The organism is Pectobacterium carotovorum, from assembly GCA_016415585.1.
GTDB classification, from domain to species: Bacteria; Pseudomonadota; Gammaproteobacteria; order Enterobacterales; family Enterobacteriaceae; genus Pectobacterium; species Pectobacterium carotovorum_K.
Window position 1 is genome coordinate 3,688,261 of the sequence record CP066552.1, and the last position, 19,806, is coordinate 3,708,066.

At 53.0% G+C, this 19,806-nt stretch carries 18 protein-coding genes and 1 riboswitch; of the genes, 9 read left to right on the top strand and 9 right to left on the bottom strand.

Annotated elements, in window-relative coordinates:
- The first annotated feature begins 106 nt into the window (after positions 1-106).
- Positions 107-967, top strand: a complete 861-nt coding sequence (gene tehB, locus JFY74_16480; GenBank protein QQG27654.1) for an SAM-dependent methyltransferase TehB — start codon at positions 107-109, stop codon at positions 965-967.
- A gap of 103 nt (positions 968-1,070) precedes the next feature.
- Here tehB and ribB read toward each other — a convergent pair whose 3' ends face one another.
- The gene (gene ribB, locus JFY74_16485) at positions 1,071-1,724 is read right to left on the bottom strand and encodes a 3,4-dihydroxy-2-butanone-4-phosphate synthase (GenBank protein ID QQG27655.1); all 654 of its coding nucleotides are present in this window, start codon (positions 1,722-1,724) and stop codon (positions 1,071-1,073) included.
- A gap of 127 nt (positions 1,725-1,851) precedes the next feature.
- Positions 1,852-2,041, bottom strand: a riboswitch (FMN riboswitch).
- Between the two features lie 201 nt (positions 2,042-2,242).
- On the opposite strand from ribB, the gene ubiK reads away from it, so the two are divergent.
- Positions 2,243-2,533, top strand: coding sequence for a ubiquinone biosynthesis accessory factor UbiK (gene ubiK, locus JFY74_16490; protein QQG27656.1), 291 nt, complete (start codon positions 2,243-2,245; stop codon positions 2,531-2,533).
- A gap of 135 nt (positions 2,534-2,668) precedes the next feature.
- On the opposite strand, the gene yjeH is transcribed toward ubiK, so the two are convergent.
- Both yjeH and zipA read right to left on the bottom strand, forming a co-directional pair.
- Positions 2,669-3,922, bottom strand: a complete 1,254-nt coding sequence (gene yjeH, locus JFY74_16495; protein ID QQG27657.1) for an L-methionine/branched-chain amino acid transporter — start codon at positions 3,920-3,922, stop codon at positions 2,669-2,671.
- Positions 3,923-4,050: 128 nt separating this feature from the next.
- Positions 4,051-5,067: a cell division protein ZipA gene (zipA, locus tag JFY74_16500; GenBank protein QQG27658.1), complete on the bottom strand. Its 1,017-nt coding sequence runs from the start codon at positions 5,065-5,067 to the stop codon at positions 4,051-4,053.
- 224 nt (positions 5,068-5,291) lie between these two features.
- Between zipA and cysZ the strand changes: the two genes are divergently transcribed.
- From cysZ to crr, 5 genes are all read left to right on the top strand, one after another.
- Positions 5,292-6,119, top strand: a complete 828-nt coding sequence (gene cysZ, locus JFY74_16505; protein QQG27659.1) for a sulfate transporter CysZ — start codon at positions 5,292-5,294, stop codon at positions 6,117-6,119.
- Between the two features lie 162 nt (positions 6,120-6,281).
- Positions 6,282-7,250 carry a cysteine synthase A gene (gene cysK, locus JFY74_16510; GenBank protein ID QQG27660.1) on the top strand — a complete coding sequence of 323 codons (969 nt, stop codon included), beginning with the start codon at positions 6,282-6,284 and terminating at the stop codon, positions 7,248-7,250.
- Between the two features lie 432 nt (positions 7,251-7,682).
- Positions 7,683-7,940, top strand: coding sequence for a phosphocarrier protein Hpr (gene ptsH, locus JFY74_16515; protein QQG27661.1), 258 nt, complete (start codon positions 7,683-7,685; stop codon positions 7,938-7,940).
- 45 nt (positions 7,941-7,985) lie between these two features.
- Positions 7,986-9,713, top strand: a complete 1,728-nt coding sequence (gene ptsI / locus JFY74_16520; GenBank protein ID QQG27662.1) for a phosphoenolpyruvate-protein phosphotransferase PtsI — start codon at positions 7,986-7,988, stop codon at positions 9,711-9,713.
- A 148-nt stretch (positions 9,714-9,861) separates the two neighbouring features.
- Positions 9,862-10,371: a PTS glucose transporter subunit IIA gene (crr, locus tag JFY74_16525; protein QQG27663.1), complete on the top strand. Its 510-nt coding sequence runs from the start codon at positions 9,862-9,864 to the stop codon at positions 10,369-10,371.
- Positions 10,372-10,436: 65 nt separating this feature from the next.
- Here crr and JFY74_16530 read toward each other — a convergent pair whose 3' ends face one another.
- Positions 10,437-11,804 carry a HAMP domain-containing protein gene (locus JFY74_16530; GenBank protein QQG27664.1) on the bottom strand — a complete coding sequence of 456 codons (1,368 nt, stop codon included), beginning with the start codon at positions 11,802-11,804 and terminating at the stop codon, positions 10,437-10,439.
- On the bottom strand, positions 11,804-12,484 hold the full coding sequence (locus JFY74_16535; protein ID QQG27665.1) for a response regulator transcription factor: 681 nt from the start codon (positions 12,482-12,484) through the stop codon (positions 11,804-11,806). The genes JFY74_16530 and JFY74_16535 overlap by 1 nt, the downstream gene beginning before the upstream one ends.
- Before the next feature lie 250 nt (positions 12,485-12,734).
- Here JFY74_16535 and JFY74_16540 point away from each other — a divergent pair, with 250 nt between their 5' ends.
- Together JFY74_16540 and JFY74_16545 are read left to right on the top strand one after the other, a co-directional pair.
- Positions 12,735-13,934, top strand: coding sequence for an efflux RND transporter periplasmic adaptor subunit (locus JFY74_16540; GenBank protein QQG27666.1), 1,200 nt, complete (start codon positions 12,735-12,737; stop codon positions 13,932-13,934).
- Between the two features lie 3 nt (positions 13,935-13,937).
- On the top strand, positions 13,938-15,890 hold the full coding sequence (locus tag JFY74_16545; GenBank protein QQG27667.1) for a MacB family efflux pump subunit: 1,953 nt from the start codon (positions 13,938-13,940) through the stop codon (positions 15,888-15,890).
- 36 nt (positions 15,891-15,926) lie between these two features.
- Here JFY74_16545 and cysM read toward each other — a convergent pair whose 3' ends face one another.
- The 4 genes from cysM to JFY74_16565 form a co-directional block, all read right to left on the bottom strand.
- On the bottom strand, positions 15,927-16,808 hold the full coding sequence (cysM, locus tag JFY74_16550; protein QQG27668.1) for a cysteine synthase CysM: 882 nt from the start codon (positions 16,806-16,808) through the stop codon (positions 15,927-15,929).
- A gap of 173 nt (positions 16,809-16,981) precedes the next feature.
- Positions 16,982-17,875, bottom strand: a complete 894-nt coding sequence (cysW, locus tag JFY74_16555) for a sulfate/thiosulfate ABC transporter permease CysW (GenBank protein QQG27669.1) — start codon at positions 17,873-17,875, stop codon at positions 16,982-16,984.
- Positions 17,875-18,729, bottom strand: a complete 855-nt coding sequence (cysT, locus tag JFY74_16560) for a sulfate/thiosulfate ABC transporter permease CysT (protein ID QQG27670.1) — start codon at positions 18,727-18,729, stop codon at positions 17,875-17,877. The genes cysW and cysT overlap by 1 nt, the downstream gene beginning before the upstream one ends.
- Entirely contained in the window at positions 18,729-19,757 is a 1,029-nt protein-coding gene (locus tag JFY74_16565; protein QQG27671.1) for a sulfate ABC transporter substrate-binding protein, read from the bottom strand. The genes cysT and JFY74_16565 overlap by 1 nt, the downstream gene beginning before the upstream one ends.
- Positions 19,758-19,806: the final 49 nt, after the last annotated feature.

Genomic DNA, 19,806 nt, shown 5'->3' on the forward strand with positions numbered 1-19,806 from the left:
CACAGCAAAATAAATAATGCATTTAAAATACATATTTTCTGGTCAGCCTGCGTGCGGATTAATAGAATACGGCTATTGCTTTTAGAATTTACAGACCGAGGTAACGATGCAAGATCTCATTTGTTATAAGAAGATGCCGCAGTGGAACAGCCAGACGCTGCCTGCCGCGTTTCAGGAAAAGCACAACACGCAGGAAGGCACCTGGGCGAAACTGACCGTGTTGAAAGGGGAAATGACCTTCTCCATGCTGACCGAAGACGGCGATACGCTGGAGACATTCCAGTTCTCCGAGCAGAACCAGCCGCCGTTTGTTGAGCCGCAGGCGTGGCATCGCATCGTCTCGTTCTCTGACGATCTGGAATGTCAGCTCAGCTTTTTCTGTTCGGCGGAAGATTTCTATCATAAAAAATACGGTCTGACGCGCACCCATTCCGAAGTGATCAACGCAGTGCAGCACATCAAACCGAGCAAAACGCTGGATTTAGGCTGCGGCGGCGGGCGCAACGCGCTGTATCTGAATCTGCGTGGTTTTGACGTCACGGCCTGTGACAAGCATGAGCAAAGCATTGATTCGCTGAATAACATCATCAAGAGCGAAGCGCTGGAAAACATCCGGGCTGGCGTTTACAACATCAATCTGGCGGAAATCAAAGAACAGTACGACTTTATCCTGTCGACCGTCGTGCTGATGTTCCTGGAACGCGATCGTATTCCGCACATCATCAGCAATATGCAGGACAGCACCGTTAACGGCGGCTATAACCTGATTATCGCTGCGATGTCGACGGAAGATTGCCCGTGCCCAATGCCCTTCTCGTTTACCTTTAAAGAAGGCGAACTGAAGAACTATTACGCCGATTGGGAGATCCTCAAATATAACGAGGATATGGGCGAACTACACAAGACCGACGCGCAGGGTAACCGCATCAAACTGCGCTTCGCCACGCTGCTGGCAAGAAAGCCGTAAGCACAGGTTAGCCGTCAGAAAACCTAATCAATTAAAAAATAAGACATAAAATACAAAAGGGCCGATTACTCGGCCCTTTTTATTTCTCTATACGCTGCGTGAATCAGCTGGCTTTGCGCTCTGTCGCGATGCGGTAAGCGACCAGATCTTCAATCGTCAGCACTGGCATGTCGTGCTGTTTGGCAAACTCGATCACTTCCGGCGCGTGCGCCATTGAACCATCATCGTTCGTCAGTTCACACAGAACACCAGACGGCTTCAGGCCCGCCAGCGTCATCAGGTCAACCGTCGCTTCAGTATGACCACCGCGCGTTAACACGCCACCCGGCTGGGCGCGCAGCGGGAATACGTGGCCAGGGCGATTCAGATCGCTTGGCTTAGCGTTATCCGCAATCGCGGCACGAATGGTAGTCAAGCGGTCGGCAGCGGAAACGCCCGTTGTCACGCCTTCGGCGGCTTCGATCGTCACGGTGAACGCCGTTTGGTAATGGCTGGAGTTCTTCTCCACCATCATCGGCAATTCCAACTGCTGGCGACGTTCTTCCGTCAGGCACAGGCATACGATGCCACTACCGTGACGAATCGTCAGCGCCATTTGTTCAACGGTCATATTTTCAGCGGAAAAGATCATGTCACCTTCGTTTTCACGATCTTCATCATCCAACACCAGCACGCCGCGGCCATGACGCAATGCATCAAGTGCGCGTTCTACGCGTTCAGTAGGATTGCCAAATTCAGAAAGTAATGTCTGATTCATGGTAAAAAACCTCAATGTTATTATGGATTACCAGAATCAGGGCGAGCTTGAGGAGTAACCATTACTACTGGTTGCATAGTAATAGCTAACAAAAATAACGCGAGCGAGCATATAGCTCGACAGATACCGTTACTCTCTCCCATCCGGACTTTAACCGTCGGCTCCGGAATTACACCGGATCTGCTGACCCCACGTTGCGAAACCGATAATAAAAAACCGGAAAACACAGCGAGAGCGCTCGCGGGCTTCCAGTGCGCAGAGACTGCGTTCACTGGTTTACCGCCGGTGGGGAATTACACCCCGCCCTGAGAATAAGCGGGTTTACTATAACGCTAATACCTCGATAGGGCAATTGATCCGCCACAGGAAATAGGGCAAAACGTCTGCTGGATTACAGTAAAACTATTCTGAATTACAGTAAAACCATGCTGAATATGTGCAAAGCCGATGTCAGATTTTATTTATACCCATTACACTTGCTATAGTAATAACTTACATAACCTAATCAGGAAAGCGACATGATTGACCCAAAGAAGATTGAGCAAATCGCCCGTCAAGTGCATGAATCTATGCCAAAAGGTATCCGGGAATTGGGTGATGATGTGGAGAAAAAGATTCGTCAGGTCTTGCAGGCACAGCTGACCCGGTTGGATTTGGTGAACCGTGAAGAGTTCGATATTCAGACGCAGGTTCTGCTCCGCACGCGCGAGAAGATTGCTCGCCTGGAACAGCGTATGACCGAGCTGGAAGCGAAACTGTCTACGGAAGAAAAGCCCGCCGCAGCGCCAGAAAACGACCAATCGTCATAACACTCGTCTCATCACAACAGCTCGTCATCATCGCGATACAACGCCCTAATCAGGGCGTTGCTCGATTCCCTACTCTGCGCCAGCGGCAACCCTCAGAAACACAGATTTCACGTCGCAGCATTCAGAATCAACGGCTCAGTGGGAAACCAGTTCGACCTGCTTATGCGGCAGGAACAGCCACAGCACAGCCAGCATGATTAACGCATACAGCGATTTCCAGCCGATCATCAGCAACAGCGCACAGCAGAGCAGGCCGCCGATTGCCGCCATCACTTTGGCACGCCCTTTCAGCAAGCGCCACCCCGCCAGCATACACAGCAGATAAATCAGAACGAAGATGCCGTTCGCGTACACAATCAACATGTCCAGTGGCAGTCTGAGCCAGTAAATTAACAGGCAGCACACCAGACAGCAGGCCACCACAACCGACAGTGCATTCACCGGCGCTTGCCCTGCGGACAGCTTCGCCAGCGCACTCCCTTTGGGTGCCTGCGACCAGACTAAACGGGCAAAGCCCTGCGTGTAGATATTCACACTGGCAAAGCAGGCCAGATACCCGACAAAGCAGGCAATCCACAGCGCATGTTGACCAAACAATTGCACAACGATGCCCGGCAGTGAGGCCGTGGCAGCAATGCCTTCTCCATAAGCCTTAAAGTGCAGCACGGCTACCGTACATCCCCAATACACCGCCCCTGCGACCAGCATGCCGATGAGTAAAGCCCGTGGGAAATCCCGCTCCGGCACCCGAAACTCCGTTGCCATATGGGCAAAGGCTTCAAGACCAACGAAGCACCAGAACATCACAGCCAGTGCGCCGAAGGTGTTAGACCATGACAGCTCACTCACCGACGGCCAGGGAATGTGTGCGGGCGTGATATCGCCTTGCCACCAGATCGCGGCAACCAGCCCCACCACCAGCATCGCGATAACGATCTGAATATTGGCGCTGGATCCCGCACTGCGCAGACCAAGCAGCCAGATACCGCCCAGCGTCAGCAGCTGTACGCAGAGTAACCCCAGATCGCTCCAGCCAAATGCCGCCTGCCAAAATCCGGCGGCAATCTGCAAGGCAGCAGGTAGCCCCAGCGGAATAACGGACAGAAATAGCCAGCCGGTCACCCGCGCCATGCGCGGCCCAAAAGCGAGGTTAACAAAGTGCGCGGCCCCGCCCGCATTAGGAAAATGTTGCCCCAGCGCGGCAAAGCCAATGGCGATAGGAAAAACAAACAGGATCAAGATCGGCCACGCCCATAGGCTGTCTTGCTGTGCCAGTTGTGCGACCAGCGCAGGAACCGCAAACACCCCGGTCCCCAGCAGAGAAGTAGACAGCAATCCCACGCCCTGAATCAGGCCAAGCTCTTGTTTTAATCCTTTTACTTCACTCACTACGTTTCACCTTTTCTTGCTTTTACACCACACCACGGCCGGGTCGAAGAATAAAAAAAGCCTCCACTAACGGAGGCTTCTCTCACCCACTGCATTCGCAAACTTATGCTTTCACATAGATAGTGCTATCAGGCGTTGGCTTTCAGCACATCGCGAATGCGGGCTTTGTAGGATTCAACCTTTTGCGGCGTCATCATACGACGTTCGTCATCCTGCACCACACCGCCAACATCGTCAGCAATACGCTGTGCAGACTGTAACATCAGTTTAAAGTTTTGGCTGGCATCGCCATAAGACGGCACCATCATGAAAATGGACACGCCGGGCGTCGAGAATTCGGACATCGCATCGACATTAAACGAACCGGGTTTAACCATATTCGCCAGACTGAACAACACCGGGCCTGCGCCAGCGGGGTTCACATGGCGATGGAAAATGTTCATTTCACCAAACTGGAAACCGGCCTGAAGCAGACTTTGCAACAGCAGTTCGCCGCCAATGACACCGCCCTGATGCGCCACAACATGCAGCACCAAAACCGCTTCTTTTGCCGCTGCGGGTTCAACTGGCTCAGGCTGAACTTTCTCATGCAGCGAATGTGCAACAGGCTGCTGTGGAGCAGATGCTGGCGCGTCATACGCAAACGGCTCACGCGGAGCGTTAATGCTCGGCTCAGGAATAGCGGTTTCTCTAGGGACGACAACCTGCGGATGAGTCTCACCACGTACTTGCGCACGCGGAGAATCCACTGGCGTCGCTTCATCCAGTAGCGGATCGTAAGAAGACACGGGAGACAGGTGCTCGAACGGCGATTTCGCCTCTGAACGAGCGTCTTCACGTGCACTGTGGTTATTGAATGAGGGGTTATCAAATGACGCGTTATCAAATGATGAGTTATCAAGTGAAGCGCTGCCAAATGAAGGCTCACTCTGCTGCGGGCGGGCGCCCTTCACGCGAACTTCGCCAACGCCTTCATCCAGATCGTCAAGCGGCGTTTCATCACGCGCTTTTTTTGCACGTTTAACCGGGCGGTCACGAAAAAGGGACGAGCGCTCTTTACGGCTAGTCCACAAGCCGTGCAGTAACAGCGCTATTATAGCGATCGCGCCAACAACGATTAATATCAGACGCAAGTCCTGCATCATTGCTATCCCAATTGTTCTAACAAAACATTGCCACCACGGCAAATACCTATACTACTAACTCTATTTGCCTGAGTACACAAGTGCAAGCCTGCACGGTACTTTATGACAATAAAGATAGATACAACGCACTTTTTTGCTGTTTTTTCATCCAAATACGGGCTAGTCAGCATAAGATCATCCCGATATGATGCCTCAACAAACAAATGACTGAGTCTATCGGCACTATGTCTTCAGAAAAACCATCGTCTTCAGAAAAACCATCATCTTCCGGAAAATTGTCTTACGGCAATACCGCAGGCCAGGTTCGCAGCGGCATACACTATTTTCTTGCCGGATGGCGCCTGATCTCACTGCCGGGCATCCGACGTTTCGTTATTTTGCCCTTATTGATGAACATCGTCCTGATGGGCGGGGCTTTCTGGTGGCTTTTCACCCAGTTGAATGACTGGATTCCGCAGATCATGAGCCACATTCCGAGCTGGCTGCAATGGCTCAGCTACCTCATTTGGCCACTTGCCGTCCTCTCCATTTTGCTGGTATTCAGCTACCTATTCAGTACGATCGCCAATTTTATTGCCGCACCGTTTAACGGTTTGTTGGCGGAACAGTTGGAAGCAAAACTCACCGGCCAAACGTTGCCGGACAGCGGCATACTCGGCATCGCCAAAGACGTCCCACGCATCATGAAGCGTGAAGTCCAAAAGCTGGCGTATTACCTGCCACGCGCGATTGTGCTACTGCTTCTCTATTTCATTCCCGGCATTGGACAAACTGTCGCTCCGGTGCTGTGGTTCCTGTTCAGCGCGTGGATGCTAGCGATTCAGTACTGCGATTATCCTTTTGATAACCACAAAGTGGGCTTTGCCACGATGCGTCAGGCATTACGTCGCCATAAAGTCGCCAATATGCAGTTTGGCGCCTTGGTCAGCCTGTTTACGCTGGTGCCTTTTTTGAATCTGGTCATCATGCCCGTCGCGGTATGTGGTGCAACGCAGCTGTGGGTGGATCGTTATCGCGATCTGTCAGCAACCCTGCCGAAAAAAGCGCCATAAAAAGACAGTAAACACTGGCTGATAACGGCCAGTGTTTTCTATTGTAATGAAAAGATATTTCTTAAGAACATAACGATATAGCAATTCTTTACTTCACTGAAAAGTGTGAACGGGTATTCTCTCTACGTTCGCAAAAATTTCATACAGTTATAAGGACAGGCTATGAGCAAGATCTACGAAGACAATTCTTTCACAATCGGCCATACGCCGCTGGTTCGCCTGAACCGTATCGGCAACGGACGCATTCTCGCTAAAGTGGAATCCCGCAACCCCAGCTTCAGCGTAAAATGCCGTATCGGCTCCAACCTGATTTGGGATGCAGAAAAGCGTGGCGTTCTCAAACCCGGCATCGAACTGGTTGAACCTACCAGCGGAAACACAGGGATTGCGCTGGCCTACGTCGCGGCGGCTCGCGGTTACAAACTTACGCTCACCATGCCAGAAACCATGAGCATCGAGCGTCGTAAGCTGCTGAAAGCGCTGGGTGCTAATCTGGTGCTGACCGAAGGCGCAAAAGGCATGAAAGGTGCCATCGCCAAAGCAGAAGAGATTGTCGCTAGCGATCCAAGCCGTTATCTGCTGTTGCAGCAGTTCAGCAACCCAGCGAACCCAGAAATTCACGAAAAGACCACCGGCCCTGAAATCTGGGAAGATACTGACGGTCAGGTTGATGTCTTTATCTCTGGCGTCGGTACAGGCGGTACGCTGACAGGCGTGAGCCGTTACATCAAGAACACCAAAGGCAAGGCCATCATCAGCGTGGCAGTTGAACCTACCGATTCACCGGTGATCACTCAGGCGCTGGCAGGCCAAGAGCTGAAACCAGGCCCGCACAAGATTCAGGGCATCGGCGCGGGTTTCATTCCAGGTAACCTGGACCTGAAACTGATTGACCGTGTAGAGAAAGTGACGAACGAAGAAGCGATCAGCACCGCGCGCCGTTTGATGGAAGAAGAAGGCATTCTGGCCGGTATTTCTTCCGGTGCAGCCGTTGCGGCAGCGCTGAACTTGCTCAAAGAAAAAGAATTTGAAGATAAAACTATCGTCGTTATTCTGCCTTCTTCCGGCGAACGCTACCTCAGCACAGCACTCTTTGCCGACCTGTTCACCGAGCAGGAACTGCAACAATAACCCCCCGGTCACACTCGAACAACAAGTGACCAATGTGTTAAAAAAGCACCTATTTAGGTGCTTTTTTGTGGCACAGTTCAAACTTTCCACCACATGTGGATTGCTTTTCTACATCAGGTTTAGTATTTAACCGAACAATTATTTTGATGCGTGAAATTAATATCCGACAAATACCACGCCCCGTCACATGCTTTTCCCCTGCGCACAATAGCCCACATCGCCGTTTTGCGACCGAGGTTAAGATAATGGGTAGCGGAAGCTGCGGTGTTTGATGGTATTTTATTCAGGAAATACGTTTGACGGTTTTCTTGTCGCATCGTGGCCCGCCCCTGTAACATAAATCAGGCGCTAACCAAACAGGCTAAAGTTCAGTGAATCGACTAAACTTTAGTTCCACAACATTAATCTAATCCATAAGTTGGGGAAAAAAGCATGTTCCAGCAAGAAGTGACTATCACCGCACCAAATGGCCTGCACACTCGTCCTGCTGCTCAGTTCGTCAAAGAAGCCAAAGGCTTCACTTCTGAAATCACCGTGACGTCCAACGGCAAGAGCGCTAGCGCCAAGAGCCTGTTCAAATTACAAACACTCGGCTTAACACAAGGAACTGTGGTTACTATCGCTGCGGAAGGCGAAGACGAACAAAAAGCGGTTGAACACCTGGTCAAGCTGATGGCTGAGCTCGAGTAACCGACGAGTTTTTTAGTGAACACCAGAATCGAGTAAGGTAGGGTTATGATTTCAGGCATATTAGTATCACCGGGTATTGCTTTTGGTAAGGCACTGTTACTGAAAGAAGATGAAATTCTCATCAACCGGAAAAAAATCTCTGCGGATCAGGTGGAGCAGGAAATTGAACGTTTTCTGACTGGCCGTTCCAAAGCATCCGCACAGTTGGAAGCTATCAAGAAGAAAGCGGGCGAGACGCTGGGTGCAGAGAAAGAAGCCATCTTCGAAGGCCACATCATGTTGCTGGAAGATGAAGAGTTCGAGCAGGAAATCATAGCCCTGATTAAAGATGAACATGCTTCCGCCGACGCCGCTGCGTTTTCCGTCATCGAAAACCAGGCTAAAGCACTGGAAGAGCTTGATGATGAATATCTGAAAGAACGCGCCGCAGACATGCGTGATATCGGGAAGCGTTTGCTCAGAAACATTCTCAATATGCCTATCGTCGATCTGGGCGATATTCAGGATGAAGTCATCCTGGTTGCCACGGATCTGACGCCGTCAGAAACCGCGCAGCTGAATCTGGACAAAGTGCTGGGCTTCATCACCGACCTCGGTGGCCGCACGTCTCACACGTCCATTATGGCCCGTTCGCTGGAACTGCCTGCGATCGTCGGCACGACAAATGTGACCCAGCAGGTTAAAAACGGCGACTATCTGATTCTGGATGCCGTAAACAACCAGATTTATCAGAATCCGACCGCGGATAAAATTGAAGAATTAAAAGCGGTTCAGCAGCAATACCACGCTGAAAAGTATGAGCTGGCTAAGCTGAAAGATCTGCCAGCCATTACGCTGGACGGTCATCAGGTTGAAGTCTGTGCCAACATCGGTACCGTGCGTGATGTCGCGGGTGCTGAGCGTAACGGCGCAGAAGGTGTCGGCCTGTATCGTACTGAATTCCTGTTCATGGATCGTGACTCACTGCCTACCGAAGAAGAGCAGTTCCAAGCGTATAAGGCTGTTGCCGAAGCCGTTGGCGCTCAGGCCGTTATCGTCCGTACCATGGATATCGGTGGCGACAAAGATCTGCCATACATGAACCTGCCGAAGGAAGAGAACCCGTTCCTTGGCTGGCGTGCTATCCGTATCTGTCTGGATCGTAAAGAAATCCTGCATGCCCAGCTGCGTGCCATTCTGCGCGCATCAAAATTTGGCAAGCTGCGTATCATGTTCCCGATGATTATTTCCGTGGAAGAAGTGCGTGAGCTGAAAGCCGAACTGGAAATGCTGAAAGCACAGCTGAGAGAAGAAGGTAAAGCTTTCGACGAAAGCATTGAAGTCGGCGTGATGGTTGAAACACCTGCCGCCGCCGCTATCGCGCCACATTTAGCCAAAGAAGTCGACTTCTTTAGTATTGGGACAAATGACTTAACCCAGTATACTCTGGCAGTTGATCGCGGTAATGAGCTGATTTCTCATCTCTATAACCCGATGTCCCCAGCTGTCCTTACCCTGATCAAACAGGTTATCGACGCGTCTCATGCCGAAGGCAAGTGGACAGGGATGTGTGGTGAGCTCGCCGGTGACGAACGTGCTACACTACTGTTATTGGGAATGGGTCTGAACGAATTCAGCATGAGTGCAATCTCTATCCCGAGCATCAAGAAAATCATCCGTAATGCGAATTACGAAGATGCGAAGGCGCTGGCGGAGCAAGCACTCGCTCAACCGACAGCACAAGAGTTAAGCAATCTGGTGAGCCGCTTTATTAAAGAAAAAACGCTCTGCTGATTCTGCTTTACCTAATAGGTTTCAAGGTGGCAATCAGCACCCCGACAGGCGATAGGTTCGCAGTCGGGGTAGCGAAGAAAACCAATGCCACACCAACTTGAAAGATTAGGGTATACGCTGGCCCAATATTAATGCTTAGGAGAGAATCATGGGTTTGTTCGATAAATTGAAGTCTCTGGTTTCTGACGACAAAAAAGACACTGGCAGCATCGAAATCATTGCCCCGCTGTCCGGTGAAATCGTCAATATTGAAGACGTTCCTGATGTCGTATTCGCAGAGAAAATCGTCGGTGACGGTATTGCCATCAAGCCAACTGGCAACAAGATTGTCGCACCGGTAGACGGCACCATCGGTAAGATTTTTGAAACCAACCATGCGTTTTCCATCGAGTCTGACAGCGGCATTGAGCTGTTTGTGCACTTTGGTATTGATACCGTTGAATTGAAAGGCGAAGGCTTCAAGCGCATCGCCGAAGAAGGCCAGCGAGTGAAGAAAGGCGATCTCATTATTGAGTTTGACCTGGCTCTGCTGGAAGAAAAAGCGAAGTCTACTCTGACACCAGTGGTTATTTCCAACATGGATGAAATCAAGGAATTGACCAAACTGAGTGGTACGGTTGTTGTCGGTGAAACGCCGGTTATCCGTATCAAAAAGTAAGCCGCCTTCTACGGATGGTTTACTACGTTTGCACGAAACGGCACCCGGATGGTGCCGTTTTCGTTTCAGGCTTTCCAGCGCGGCACGCACAGGCGAATCACTAACCCGCACAGCTCACCATTATCCGCCTCAATATGCCCGCCGTGCGCCAGCACGACTTTACGGGTAATCGCCAGCCCCAGCCCATAGCCTTTGCCAGACAGCGGCGAATCAACACGAATGAAAGGATCGAAGATACTGGAGAGCTTACTTTTCTCCACGCCAGGCCCCTGATCGGCGACCTGAATCATCCACTCATGTTCATTGCCAATGAGTGACACGGAAACCTGCTGCGTGGGAGCAGAAAAACGTAGCGCGTTGCGCATCACATTATCGACCGCCCTGCGCATCAGCTCCGCGTTGCCTTTAATCGTGTAGTCTTCGTCTTCATCCGCTGCCAGCAGGATTTCAACGCCGGTGACCTGCGCTTCATAGCGCGTATCGTTGACCACCGCCGTCACCAGCCCCAGTAAATCGAAATAGGCTTCCTCAATGCCGGAATGCTCCGTGCGCGATAGCGTCAGCAGTTCGCCAATCATCTTATCCATCAGCAAGGCTTCACGCTCAATTCGCTGCAAGGAACTCTCTATATTGTCCGGGTTCTGCCTTATCAACCCGATGGCAAGCTGCAAACGCGCCAGCGGAGAGCGCAGCTCGTGCGAGACATCATGAAGTAACTGTTCACGCGCGCTGGCCAGACTGTCCAGCCGTTCGACCATTGAATCGAAATCACGCGCAACATCGCTGATTTCATCATGACGTTTATGCATCACTGGCAGCAAACGCACGTTCAGATCGCCCTGCGCAACCTGATCAAACCCTGCGCGGATCTGGCTTAGCGGGCGTGCCAGACTCCATGCCAATACCGAGCTGAACAACAGGCCACCAAACCCCGCAATGATCACAAACGGCACAGGCACGTTGAGAAATTCGACTGGGCGAGGAGGACGAAATTCGCTACGCAGCAGCTCAGCGTCATAACGAATCTGATACCACTTTCCGGCAGGGCCGCTGACCTGCTTGATTATATGCGTGGCACGCGGCGCGCCACGTTTATCCGGCGCAAAAGCCTCATCGAGCAACACGTTCTGCGGAGCGGAAACCAACTCCTGATCGGACAGCGGCAACGGCGATTCCGTGACGGAAATGTATTGCTGCTCTTGCTGCGGCAGCAGCGACATCACATCGTTCAGTTCACCCAAGCCGCCATGTTGCAGCGCCGCAGCCACCATCTCCGTTTGCATCGTCGCAATGCGCGACACCACGATTTCTTCCAGCGGCTTATGGCGCTCGCCGTAAAAAGAAAAAGCCAGCCACAGCAGTTGGGACATGACGAGGAACGTCAGCCAAAACCCGAGCAAGATCTTCCAGAAAAGTCGTCCACGAATCATCATCAGCGAATCCGGTATCCCACGCTGCGCACGGTTTCAATCGTCATGGTGTTGCCCGGCAAGACGCCGAGCTTCTGACGAATATTGCTGATGTGCACGTCCACGCTGCGGTCATAAGCCTCGCGGCGACGCCCCAGGCATTTTTCGGACAGCTCATCCTTTGACACCACCCGTTCAGGGGAACGCAACAGCAGCTCCAGCAAATTAAACTCAGACGCCGTTAGATCAAACGGCTTCCCACGCCATTCACTGATGCGCGTGGCAGGGTTCAACACCAAATCGCCACTGGCGGCCAGACTCTCATCCCGTTTTGTACTCGGCTGATCGTCATAGCGGCGTAGCACCGCTCGCAGTCTCGCCACCAGCTCACGCGGGTAACAAGGTTTAGGCATATAATCATCCGCGCCCATTTCAAGACCGATAACTCTGTCGATGTTGTCGCCCCTCGCTGTCAGCATAATGACGGGCAACTGCTGGGTTTTTCTAATCTGGCGCAGCACGTCAATCCCGCTCATATCGGGCAGCATGACATCCAAAATCATCGCGGTGTAATCCCCTGATATCGCGCCATCGACGCCCTCTTTGCCCGTCAGCACCCGCGAGGTCGAAAACCCTTCCGCATTCAGATACTCACAGAGCATATCGCCCAGCTCTACGTCGTCATCGACCAGTAAAATATTCATATCCTGTCCTCATTAATCGGGTATACCCTACGTATTCGAGTTGCGGGAAGGAAACGCACATGCAGCTTGAAGTATGATAGGTATAGATGATGTATTCTCAGGCCTCGCGTGAATATTCGCAGCCAGATTTACTTAATCCTTACCATTTCTTTCAGCAAAGATTACCGCTACCTTTACGGACTCGGGGTAAATTACTCACCTGCGTTATTTATTCCCGTTCAGATGCATGAATTAAGGACGACTTCCCCTGATGCAATCACGATTTTTTACACGACGCCGTATGACGATCGCGCTTGGTCTTATCGCCGCTGCCGTGCTGCTTCATCTGTTTTTCAACAAGCCATCGCCTACGCCCAATACGCTCACCGCTGCCGCCGAGATTGCGGATCTCGAACAAACGGTGCTTGCTGACGGCAAAATTGAGGCACAGAAGCTGGTCAGCGTCGGTGCACAGGCCTCAGGGCAAATCAAAGCGCTGCACGTCGAACTCGGCGATAAGGTGAAAAAGGGGCAATTGATCGCCGAGATTGATGACCTCACCCAGCAGGACACGCTAAAAAACGGTGAAGCGGCGTTAAAAAATATTCAGGCGCAGCGAGCAGCCAAATTGGCCGAATTGCGTAATAACGAATTAAGCTGGCAACGTCAGCAAATGTTGATGAAACGTGGCGTTGGCGCACAGGCCGACTACGATAGCGCGAAAGCGACGCTGGATGCCACCCGAGCCAACATCGACGCGCTGGACGCCCAAATCATTCAGGCACAGATTACCGTCAACACCGCCAAGGTTAATCTGGGATACACCCAAATTCGTTCACCGATGGATGGCACCGTGGTAGCCATTCCTGTTGAAGCAGGGCAAACGGTCAACGCGATTCAGACAACGCCGACCATCGCCAAAGTCGCCAATCTGGACACCATGACCATCAAGGTGAAAATCTCAGAGGCCGACGTCGTCAAGGTAAAAACCGGTATGCCGGTGTGGTTCAGTATTCTGGGCGAACCTAATAACCGTTACGAAGCCACGCTGAGCTCGATTGAACCCGCGCCAGACTCCATCAACACGGACTCGACCACAACATCATCCAGTTCGAGCAGCAGCACCAGCTCATCGTCCAGCACCGCGATCTATTACAACGGCCTGTTCGATGTGAAGAACCCTGACGGCGTATTGCGCATTTCCATGACGGCACAGGTGTATATTCTGTTGTCTTCGGTGAAAAATGCCATTGTCGTTCCAGCGACGGCGTTAACCTCACGCGATGGCATGTGGTACGTGCAGGTCGTGAATGCGAACAAGAAGATCGAATCGCGTCTAGTCACGCTCGGTCTCAATGATAACGTGCGCACTCAGATCCGTTCGGGGCTCAGCGTTGGGGAACAGGTGGTTGTCAGCCCATCGTCCGGTGATGCCGCGTCTACGCATCCCGGCCCGCCGATGGGGATGTAACACATGTCCACATCCTTACTTAAACTAACCGGCATTACCCGCCGCTTTTCCAACGGCGAACAGGACGTCACCGTCCTCAAGGACATCAACCTGACCATCAATCAGGGAGAGATGGTGGCGATTGTCGGTGCGTCCGGGTCGGGAAAATCCACGCTGATGAATATTCTCGGCTGTCTGGATAAACCGTCCTCCGGTGATTATCAGGTGGCAGGACGCGCCGTTGGCAAACTGGACAACGACCAGCTCGCGGAACTGCGCCGCGAGCATTTCGGCTTTATTTTCCAGCGCTATCATCTGCTCGGCGACCTCAGCGCGCTGGGAAATGTTGAAGTTCCGGCCATTTATGCAGGAAAGAGTCGGCTGGCACGCCGTCAACGGGCAGCAGAGCTGCTAACTCGGCTAGGACTGGAAAATCGTCTCCACTATCGGCCTAGCCAACTTTCTGGCGGCCAGCAGCAGCGCGTGAGTATCGCGCGGGCGCTGATGAACGGCGGCGGCATCATTCTGGCGGATGAACCAACTGGTGCGCTGGACACCCACAGCGGCAACGAAGTTCTGAGCATACTTCGCGATCTGCACAGACAAGGCAATACCGTCGTGATCGTGACCCACGATATGACGATTGCCGAACACGCTCAGCGCATCATCGAACTGCGCGATGGCGAAGTGATTGCCGACCGACAAACGCGCCCCGAAGAGGCCACAGAGCCGCCACCGAAAGCCGCCAGCTCTCCAGCGACGTCCGCCTTGAATCAGTTCAAAGATCGCTTTATCGACGCGTTTAAAATGGCGCTGCTGGCGATGAACGCCCAGCGGATGCGCACCTTTCTGACCATGCTCGGCATCATCATCGGCATTGCGTCTGTCGTCTCGGTCGTCGCGCTGGGAAAAGGCTCCCAGGAACAAGTGCTGGCCGACATCAACTCGATGGGCACCAGTACGCTGGAAATTTTCCCCGGCAAAGACTTCGGCGACATGGATGCCAGCGCCATACAAACGCTGCGGGCCAGCGATATTCAGCCGCTAACGCAGCAGCCCTACGTGCATAGCGTTACGCCTTCGATCTCAACCAGCGTAACGATGCGCTACGGTAACATTGCCGTTTCCGCCAGCATTTCCGGCGTTGGCGAGCAGTTCTTCACCGTGCGTGGCTACACTCTACAACGCGGCGTACTTTTCCCTCGCAGCAGCGTCGATGAACTGAAGCAGGACGCAGTGATTGACAAAAACACACGTAATAAGCTCTTTCCCCACGGCGAAGATCCCATTGGGCAAGTGATTCTGCTGGGCTCACTGCCTGTAAGAATTATCGGCGTCGTCAGCAAGAATCAGGGTGGCTTCGGCAGCGATGAAAACCTGAACGTATGGGTGCCGTACACGACGGTGATGAAGCGCATGGTCGGGCAGTCCTACCTGAAAAGCATCACGGTGCGGGTGAAAGACAATATTGATATGAACGTCGCCGAGAAAAGTATCACTGCACTGCTGACGCAGCGGCACGGGACGAAAGATTTCTTTATCATGAACACGGACAGCATCCGTCAGATGATCGAGAAAACCACCACTACGCTCACGCTGCTGGTGTCGATGATCGCGCTGATTTCGCTGCTGGTCGGCGGTATCGGTGTAATGAACATCATGCTGGTATCCGTCACCGAGCGAACCCGAGAGATCGGCGTCCGTATGGCGGTTGGCGCACGCACCAGCGATATCATGCAGCAATTTCTTATCGAAGCGGTGCTGGTTTGCCTGTTCGGCGGCATCATCGGCGTGGCGCTGTCGCTGGCTATCGGCGTGCTGTTTGCACAGTTCAGCAGCAATTTCGCGATGATGTATTCCAGCTCCTCGATTATTGCCGCGTTCCTGTGCTCCAGCCTGATCGGTATTATCTTCGGCTTCTTCCCCGCCCGTCGTGCCGCGCGGATGGAACCGATTCACGCGCTGGAGCGGGAATAGCCAACGCACATGCAACTCGAAGTATGACGAGTAACGTTAGTCAAATACCCCGGTGGACAGATAGCGGTCACCGCGATCGCAGGCGATTGCCACAATGACGCTGCCGGGGTTTTCTGCCGCAATCCGCAACGCACCAGCTACCGCACCGCCGGAACTGACACCACAAAAGATGCCTTCCTGACGCGCCAACTGTCGTAGCGTATTCTCGGCGTCCACCTGCGTCATATCCAGAATGCGATCGACCAGATCGGCACGAAAAATCCCTGGCATATAGTCTGGCGTCCAGCGGCGAATACCGGGAATGTGGCTCCCTTCCGCAGGTTGTAATCCCACCGTACAAATTGCCGGGTTCTGCTGTTTCAGATAACGGCTGACGCCAGAAATTGTGCCCGTCGTTCCCATACTGGAAATAAAATGAGTCAACTTTCCCGCCGTCTGCTGCCAGATTTCTGGGCCAGTAGTCAGAAAGTGTGCCAGCGAATTATCTGGGTTATTGAACTGATCGAGCGTTTTCCCTTCTCCCGCCAGCACCATCTGTTTCGCCCGATCCCGCGCCCCTTCCATCCCCAGCTTGCGATTCACCAACACCAGCTCCGCGCCATACGCGCGCATCGCGGTCTGGCGTTCATAGCTCATGTTGTCCGGCATCAGCAGACGCAGCCGGTAGCCTTTTACCGCCGCAATCATCGCCAACGCAATGCCGGTGTTCCCGCTGGTCGCCTCAATGAGCCGATCGCCGGGGACGATGTCACCGCGATTCTCCGCCTGCTGAATCATAGAGAGCGCGGCCCGATCTTTTACCGATCCGGCGGGGTTATTCCCTTCCAGCTTCAGCCAGATTTCACTGTTCAGCCCCTGTGTTATGCGCTGCAATTTCACCAGCGGGGTATTACCAATACAATGCTCAAGCGTTGTCACAAGTTGAGTCCTAAAAAGTCTCACCTACTTACGGAGTGAACGATAAAATTAACGTTGCTGACAAACCCATGATGGTTAATTCGAGATACACGGGCGACCACAGAGCGAGGTATCCCTACGGGAACCTCATCCCTGTGTTTCCCCTAAAATCTGATTTTGTCAGCAATCTCAATTTACTGCTTTTCAGGCGGATTCTGTTCCCGCCCTTGCGCCATTTGCCGCTTCACACGCCACTGCAAAGCGCTTTTGATGAACAGCGTCAATATCGCCATCACGGTTAACAACGCCGCCGCGGTAAACGCCCCCACGCTGTTATAATCCTGATGCAACAATTCGACCTGTAGCGGCAGCGTGTAGGTTTCACCGCGAATCGCACCTGACACCACAGACACGGCGCCAAACTCACCTATCGCTCTGGCATTGGTCAGCACCACGCCATACAGCAGCGCCCAGCGAATATTCGGTAGCGTTACCCGATAGAACACCTGCCAGCCTGACGCACCGAGCAGCACTGCCGCTTCTTCTTCCTGGCTGCCCTGACTCATCATCACCGGAACCAGTTCCCTGACCATAAACGGACAGGTCACGAATATCGTCACCAGCGCAATGCCCGGCCAGGCAAACATCAGTTGTATCCCCTGCTCATCCAGCCAGCCGCCAACCGGGCCGTTGGTGCTGTAAAAGAGCAGATACAGCAAACCCGCCACCACAGGAGAAACAGCAAAAGGAATGTCGATCAGCGTGAGCAGCAGTTGCCGCCCCGGAAACTGAAAGCGCGTGACCAGCCACGCCAGCAGCGTGCCAAACACCAGATTCACCGGTACGACAATCGCGACCACCAGCAGCGTGAGGCCAATGGCATGCAGCATGTCAGGATCGCTCAGGTTACGCCAGACGCCCCCCAGCCCATGCGACAGCGCAGCGGCAAAAATTGACACCAAGGGGATGACTAGCATGATGAGCGATAATATCACGCCCAGCGCAATCAACGCCGCTCTCGCCCAGTTACGTTCCTGCCGCACCGGATGGGATTGACGCTGCGGCGTCACAGTCGGTATCTCTGCCATTACACGCTCCGGGTCCGTTGGCCAAAACGGCTTTGCAGCACGTTGACGGCAAACAGTATCAATAAGGACGCGGCTAACACGACGGAGGCAATCGCGCTGGCAGCAGGGAAATCAAACTCCTGCAAACGGATAAAAATCATCAGCGAAACGACTTCCGTTTGCCAGGCAATGTTCCCCGCAATAAAGATAACCGCGCCAAACTCGCCCAGACTGCGGGCAAACGACAGCGCGGTGCCCGTTAATAACGCCGGGGTTAACTCCGGTAAGATGACATAGCGAAAACACTGCCAGCGATTCGCACCCAGCGTTTGTGCCGCCTCTTCGTATTCCGGCCCCAGATCTTCCAACACGGGTTGGACGGTACGCACCACAAAAGGAATGCTGGTGAACGCCATCGCGACCGTAATCCCCAGCCAGGTATACGACACCTTAATGCCGTACTCTGCCAGCCATGCGCCGTACCAGCCTGTCGTTGAAAACAACGCGGCCAACGTCAGCCCCGCCACGGCGGTGGGGAGCGCAAAGGGTAAATCCATCAATCCATCCAGCAGGGCTCGGCCAGGAAAGCGATAACGCGTCAGAATCCACGCCATTAATAGGCCGAATCCGGCATTAAATACCGTCGCCAGCCCTGCCGCCAAGAGCGTGACTTTGTAGGCAGCCACCACCTGCGGATTGGAGATCACCGTCCAGTACTGCGCCAGACTCATTTCTGAGAGCTGCATGACCAACGCACTTAAGGGCAGCAGCAGAATCAGACAGACGAACAGCAGGCTGCTGCCCAGACTCAGCGCGAATCCCGGCAGCACCCGTTTACCTGAACCAGAAAAGACGTTACCCGACCCCAAAGACATTACTGACGACCAGCCGCCAGCAATTTATCCAGTTCACCACCGGTGTCGAAGTGGGTTTTCATCACCTGTGGCCACGCCCCAAACTGATCTTCCACTCGGAATAAGGTGGTCTCCGGGAAGCGGGATTTCAGCGTTTGCGTCAATTCAGGGTTATTCACACGGTAGTAAAAATCGGTGATCACCTTCTGCGCCTCTGGGCTATACAGATAATTCAGATAGGCTTTTGCCGCCTGCTCCGTGCCGTTCTTCTCGACATTCTTATCGATCCACGCCACCGGGAATTCCGCCAGCACGTTGACCTTCGGGACGATCACCTCGTAGTTCTCAGCGCCGTACTGGTTGCGAATGTTATTCACCTCGGATTCAAAGCTGATCAGCACATCGCCCAACTGGCGTTCCACAAACGTAGTGGTTGCGCCACGGCCGCCAGTATCAAATACCTCGACGTTCGCCAGAAAACGCTTTACCCACTCGCGCGTTTTGGCCTCATCGCCACCGTTGGCTTTACTGGTCGCGCCCCAGGCGGCAAGGTAGGTATAGCGGGCATTGCCGGAGGTTTTCGGATTCGGGAAAATCAGCTTAACGTCATCACGCACCAGATCGTTCCAGTCGTGAATCCCTTTAGGATTGCCCTTGCGAACCAGAAATGCCATGGTGGAGTAGAACGGAGAGCTGTTATTCGGTAAACGCGCCTGCCAATCAGCCGGAATCAGTTGCCCGCGATCGTGCAGGATCTGAACGTCCGTCACCTGATTATAGGTCACGACATCGGCCTTAAGGCCTTGTAGGATAGCCAACGCCTGTTTAGACGAACCGGCATGCGATTGTTTGATCGTCAGCGGATCGTTAGGATGCTGCGACAGCCACTGTTTTTCAAAGCCGGGATTGAGCGCAACAAATAGCTCACGCGATACATCATAAGAGCTGTTCAGCAGCTCGGTAGCAGAGGCCATGCTCTGCCCGCCCAGCAGCAATGACAGCGCCAGAGAACCTTTCACCAGCCAGCCTTTCACCTGTACTTGATTCATCTTATATCCTGCCAGAGTTAGAGCCTATTCGGTAGGCCTTGTTATAGGG